Genomic DNA, 3,436 nt, shown 5'->3' on the forward strand with positions numbered 1-3,436 from the left:
GCGGTACGAGTGGATGCTGTGCGACTTCGCGATCTGGGCTGCCGCTGGCGTGACGGTCCCGATCTACGAGACCTCCTCAGCCGAACAGGTTGAGTGGATCCTGTCCGACTCAGGTGCCGTTGCCGCGTTCCTTGAGACCCCGGACCATGCCAAGACGGTCGCCCAGATCCAGGTCAGGCTGCCTGGGCTGCGCGAGGTGTGGGTCATCAACTCCGGTGGCATCGAAGGGCTCGCCGCCGCGGGCAGCACGGTCCCCGATGAGACGGTCATGGAACGCCGCCACGTGGCCGGCAGCGACTCCCTGGCCACGATCATCTACACCTCAGGGACCACCGGGCGGCCGAAGGGCTGCGAGATCACCCACGCCAACCTGTTGAGCGAGGTGCACAACGTCTGCGCGGCCCAGAGCATCACTGAACGGGTCTACAACCAGGACACCAGGACGCTGCAGTTCCTGCCGCCGGCACACATCCTGGCCCGGTCGATCCAGCTCGCCGCGGTGCATAACCGCGTCCACATCGGGTACACCAGCGACGTCAAAAACATCGTGGCGCACCTGGTTGAGTTCAAGCCGACGGTGGTGCTCTCGGTGCCGCGGGTGTTCGAGAAGGTCTACAACACCGCCAAGCACAAGGCTGCGGCCGAGGGGCACGGACGCCTCTTCGAGTTTGCCGATGCCACTGCCATGGGCTACAGCAGGTCCCTTGAGACCGGCGGCCCCGGGATCTTGCTCAGGCTGCGGCACGGGTTCCTTGACCGGCTCGTCTACGGCAAGCTGCGCGCCGCGCTGGGTGGCGACGTGCTCTGGTCGGTCAGCGGCGGCGCGGCCCTCGGCGCCCGGCTCGGGCACTTCTTCCGTGGTATCGGGATCACCATCCTTGAGGGGTACGGGCTCACCGAGACCTGTGCGGGGGTGACGCTGAACCTGCCCGACCACCAGCGCATCGGCTCGGTCGGACGCCCGGTCCCCGGGTGCACGATCCGCATCGCCGGCGACAGCGAGGTGCTCATCAAGGGTGGCAACGTCTTCCGGGGCTACTGGCACAACGAGGCGGCTACCCGCGACGCGTTCGACAAGGATGGCTGGTTCCACAGCGGTGACCTTGGGGTGCTCGACAAGGACGGCTACCTGTCGATTACCGGCCGTAAGAAGGACCTCATCGTCACCTCATCGGGTAAGAACGTGGCCCCGATGGTGCTTGAGGACCGGTTGCGGGCCCATTGGCTGGTCAGTCAGTGCGTCGTGGTCGGTGACGCGCGTCCGTTCATCGGCGCCCTGGTCACCATCGACCTGGACGCGTTCGCGCCGTGGAAGGTTCAGGCCGGTAAGCCCGCTGAGGCTACTGTGACGGACTTGCGCGAGGACCCGGACCTGCTTGCCGCCGTGCAGTTGGCGGTTGACGAGGCGAACAAGGCTGTCTCGAATGCTGAAGCGATCAAGAAGTTCCAGATCCTGGCCACCGACTTCACGGAGGAGTCCGGCGAGCTCACGCCGAGCCTGAAGGTGAAACGCCACGTCGTGCTGAAGACGTTCAGCGCGCAGGTGGAGGCCCTGTACCGCCGCTAGAACCTCATCCTCAGCGTCAGCCGCACACCGGCTGAGCAGCACGTGATCAGACCAAAGAACGGAGTCACCCTTGAAGCCCATGTACCGCTTGCCGGGGCCAGTCCCAGATCTGTGGGAGTGGCAGCTCGATGGCTCCTGCCGGCGCGAGAATCCAGACGTCTTCTTCCATCCCGACGGTGAGCGAGGCCCATCGCGCCGTAACCGCGACAGCGCAGCCAAGGCCGTGTGCCTGACCTGTCCGGTCCGGCGGAACTGCCGCGAGCACGCGCTCCGGGTGCATGAACCGTACGGCGTGTGGGGCGGCCTGACCGAGTACGAACGTGAGGAGATGTATGTCGCCTCAACCGGCCTGCCGACCGCGAGCTGAAGACTTCACCGGCCTCAACTCTCCGGGCTCGGGAGGACCGACCGGCCTTGTCTTTCGCGCTGACGACCTCCAGGGTCACCACACCCTTGAGTTCTCGCCAGGCGGCACGACCCAGCAGGACATCACACCACGGCAGGCCGCGCTGGAGGTGGCTACATGCGCACGTTTCTGAGCAGCGAGCCCGCCCCCTGGGGAGTGCTCGACAACTGGCTGAGCCAAGGGCGCCCGCTCACGGTATTCACTGTCCTTGCGGACCATGCCACAGGCAAGGGCTGGCTGGCCGAGATCACGGGCGACCACCACGGCCCTTGGGGGTTAGCCGTGGTGGACCGGGTGACCGGGGAGCCGGCCGACCGGCTCCACGAGGCCCTGAAACAGAGCCAACGACGGCAGCAAGAAGAGAGGCTTGAGTCAACGCAGCCGATACAGATCCGGCCGCTGGCCGACCCCGCCCCCCAGGCGGTTGCCCTCGCACACCATGACCGCAACCTCGGCGCGCCCCGCGGCTTCACCGACGACCAGCACTCCCAGATGCGCCCAGTCTCCAGATACTCCCAGGACCGCCACGGCCAGGGCCGCTGGGTTCGCCTGCACCGCTTCGGCGCCATCATCGGGACGTTATGGACAGACGACGCCCAGGCGCTGGGGTTCATCCCCGAGCCGGGAGTATCCGTGGGGCTGTTGGTCAGCTCCATCGGATCCGCCTGTGCGATGGGCACCCCAACCTCGTGGGTGTTCGATGACCACGCCGCCTGGTCTGGCCGAGACCACTGGGCCGGCCCGGTAGAGCGAGGTGACCTTGCCACCCTCGGGTCTGTTTGCACCTCGGTGCCATAGCCGTCCCTGTTCCGCTCCCACATGGCTTGCCGGATGAACCCAGGCCCCACCCGGGCGGGGGCCTACGTGTGTGCGGGCGCGAACGCGGCCGACATCGGCCAGCAGCCTGGGCCGTATCTTCGCGGCCAGGCCCGGTCACAGACAACGCCGGGCTCCCAAGCCCGCCCAAGGACACACGGCAGCTGAGGGCGACGCCGGCAGCGGGACATTGGCGACAATGGAGATTCAACGGCAAGCAGACCAGGCTTCAGCCGACGAGTTCTTCGAGTCGGTGGCCAAGCGCGGTGCGTCATCGGTCCCAGGCGCCACCTACCGCGCCACCACGACGCCAGTAGCACTGATCTGCGCGGCCCGGGCACACGTGCACCGCCACGCCCAGCAGCCTGCAGCGGGGCCAAGAAATCTGCGACACCTGCACCGACCTCGGCCCACAGCCAGGGTCGACCCGATGGACCATGGCCACCGGTGAGCTTAGCCAGTCAGGCTGGGTTGCTTTATGAGTTGCCGTGGATGCTCGGGACGACCACGATTTCATCCTGAGGTTTGCGTCACGGCCGGGTAATGTCTTAACTGCTGCGTCGCCCAAGACCCTTGGTGGCGTTCCTGTTCCACGTGCTGCTCCAGAAGCCCGGTGGCCCGTGTCCCCCCATCCGGGACCACGGAAA

At 66.7% G+C, this 3,436-nt stretch carries 3 protein-coding genes; all 3 read left to right on the forward strand.

Annotated features, from left to right (window positions below):
- Positions 1-1,567: long-chain fatty acid--CoA ligase (locus VIM19_05685; protein HEY5184389.1), on the forward strand; the 1,567-nt coding region annotated here is incomplete at its 5' end.
- Between the two features lie 70 nt (positions 1,568-1,637).
- Positions 1,638-1,934, forward strand: coding sequence for a WhiB family transcriptional regulator (locus VIM19_05690; protein HEY5184390.1), 297 nt, complete (start codon positions 1,638-1,640; stop codon positions 1,932-1,934).
- 156 nt (positions 1,935-2,090) lie between these two features.
- A complete protein-coding gene (locus VIM19_05695; GenBank protein ID HEY5184391.1) occupies positions 2,091-2,771 on the forward strand; it encodes a hypothetical protein in 681 nt (226 codons plus the stop codon).
- Positions 2,772-3,436: the final 665 nt, after the last annotated feature.

This window comes from Actinomycetes bacterium (assembly GCA_036510875.1).
Taxonomy (GTDB): domain Bacteria; phylum Actinomycetota; class Actinomycetes; order Prado026; family Prado026; genus DATCDE01.